Source organism: Oceanobacillus sp. HCA-5259 (assembly GCF_037892815.1).
GTDB lineage: Bacteria > Bacillota > Bacilli > Bacillales > Amphibacillaceae > Oceanobacillus > Oceanobacillus indicireducens.
Genome location: NZ_JBBKBV010000070.1, coordinates 1 through 1,882 on the forward strand (window position 1 = coordinate 1; position 1,882 = coordinate 1,882).

At 38.5% G+C, this 1,882-nt stretch carries 4 protein-coding genes; 1 reads left to right on the forward strand and 3 read right to left on the reverse strand.

Annotated elements, in window-relative coordinates:
- Window positions 1-53: 53 nt before the first annotated feature.
- From WKU33_RS18730 to WKU33_RS18740, 3 genes are read right to left on the reverse strand one after another with little or no spacing between them, the layout of a single operon-like run.
- On the reverse strand, window positions 54-374 hold the full coding sequence (locus WKU33_RS18730; protein WP_336253465.1) for a magnesium transporter: 321 nt from the start codon (window positions 372-374) through the stop codon (window positions 54-56).
- A gap of 26 nt (window positions 375-400) precedes the next feature.
- Window positions 401-526 carry a hypothetical protein gene (locus WKU33_RS18735; RefSeq protein WP_336253466.1) on the reverse strand — a complete coding sequence of 42 codons (126 nt, stop codon included), beginning with the start codon at window positions 524-526 and terminating at the stop codon, window positions 401-403.
- On the reverse strand, window positions 523-1,332 hold the full coding sequence (locus WKU33_RS18740; RefSeq protein ID WP_336253467.1) for a magnesium transporter: 810 nt from the start codon (window positions 1,330-1,332) through the stop codon (window positions 523-525). The genes WKU33_RS18735 and WKU33_RS18740 overlap by 4 nt, the downstream gene beginning before the upstream one ends.
- 178 nt (window positions 1,333-1,510) lie before the next feature.
- Between WKU33_RS18740 and WKU33_RS18745 the strand changes: the two genes are divergently transcribed.
- Window positions 1,511-1,882 (forward strand): SDR family NAD(P)-dependent oxidoreductase (locus tag WKU33_RS18745; protein WP_340456099.1); only part of this gene is annotated, 372 nt, incomplete at its 3' end.

Genomic DNA, 1,882 nt, shown 5'->3' on the forward strand with positions numbered 1-1,882 from the left:
TACTTCGAGTCTCCCGCTTCCCTACTCTATTACTCAGCACGTTTCACTACTTCTCATCCAGGGAAAAAGCTAAACAAAGATAATGAAAAGGAGTTGGTACCATGAACATGTATACCGACAACTGCCGATATACTTAATGTAACAAGAATGGATAGTCCAACCACTACGCCTAGCATGATGTTCCCATAAAAGAGAAGGATCAAGATGGTAATGAGCACCATACAAATCAATCCGATTAAAAAGCCGGTTGAAAATTCTTTCCTCATCATGCGCCACAAATTTTTCATATCAATTGTTCCGAGTGCAAGTCCTCTAACAGAAACTGCCAGGGATTGCGTGCCGACGTTTCCTCCCGAATCCATCAACATCGGCATAAAAGCTGCTAGGACGACAACGGATTCTATTCTTCAAATTGCCCGATCACCCCACTTGTAATCATCCCCGCGAACATGAGAAAAATGATCCACGGAGCACGTTTTTTTGCTGCTGTAAAAGCACTCGTATCTGTTTCCGTTGCATCTTTCACCGTTGAGAATTCACCAAAGCTTTTAGTCGTTTGCAGTTCAATGATATCCATGCATCATCCACTGTAATAATTCCCAGCAGGCGATTTTGCTCTGTTACGACGGGAACAGCCAGTAAGTCGTATTTCTGAATAATTTTCCCGACATCTTCTTGTCCCATGTCTGCCAGAACAGAGACAATATGTTGATGCATCATATGCTCGACTGCATCAGTGGGATCAGCCATAATTAATTTTTTTAAAGAGACAACGCCCTTTAAATACCCTTTCCTATCTATTACATACGTATAGTAAACAATTTCAGCATCAGAGCCTTCTCTCCTAATTTTGGCTAACACGTCTTCTGCGGTTTCTTCCGGAAAAGCGGTGATATATTCATCGGTCATCACCGCTCCAGCAGTTTCCAAATCATAATCCAAGATCATCTGGATTTTCCCTGCTTTTTCCTTTTCCATCTTATCCAAAATATGCTTCGCTTCCGCTTGATTAATCCGTTTCAAAAAGTTTACCGTATCGTCTGTAAACATATGATTGAACATTTCCGAGGAATACTCATCCGACAATTCTTCGATACAAACTTGCTGATGAATAAAATACAAGCCAGAGAAGATGACTGCAAACTCTTTCGGCTCCAAAAACATATACACTCTTTCCCGTCCCTCTTTATCCAACGTAATGAAAATATCTACTTGATCGGATGGGTGAAGTTCTATATAGCTTTCACGAAATTCTTCTTTATTATTTTCATATAAAGCATTTATTATATTTTTCGTATATCTTTCTCTATTTTGTTTATCTAATCGAAACATAAGCTCTCCTCCTCACAAACCCAATTCCTGAATTATGTAGCCGGCTCTAGCCTCCTTATTCAATTACATCGATAAAGAGGTTTCTCGTTCCCTTTTTCAACTACCCTTTTTTTAAATTCTCACACGTTTTTAAACGCGTTTACCGGAGGCGGAGATCAAATATAAAAGCTCCTATTTCATTCGATCTCCCTACACTAGTAGATTAAATGCGGATCAAGAAAATATTTTAGTTGTCCAAGCTGATGTTACAAACGAAGAAGATGTGAAGAATTATATAAAACAGACTGTGGATGAATTTGGAAAGATTGATGTTTTCTTCAATAATGCAGGTATCAATGGACCATTCAAGGAATTTAAGGATTTGGATAAAAAACAGAGTATTCCACTAGACAGATTTGGAGCACCAAAAGAAGTTGCACAAGTCCCTTCAACAAGCCAAATGAAAAGTGTTGCACCGCAAATGATAATTTCCAAAAAGTGGATTTGCAATACTTTCAAACCGTTTTGTTCAGCTTTGCGAATACCAAAAATATCACCGTTATTTATAATA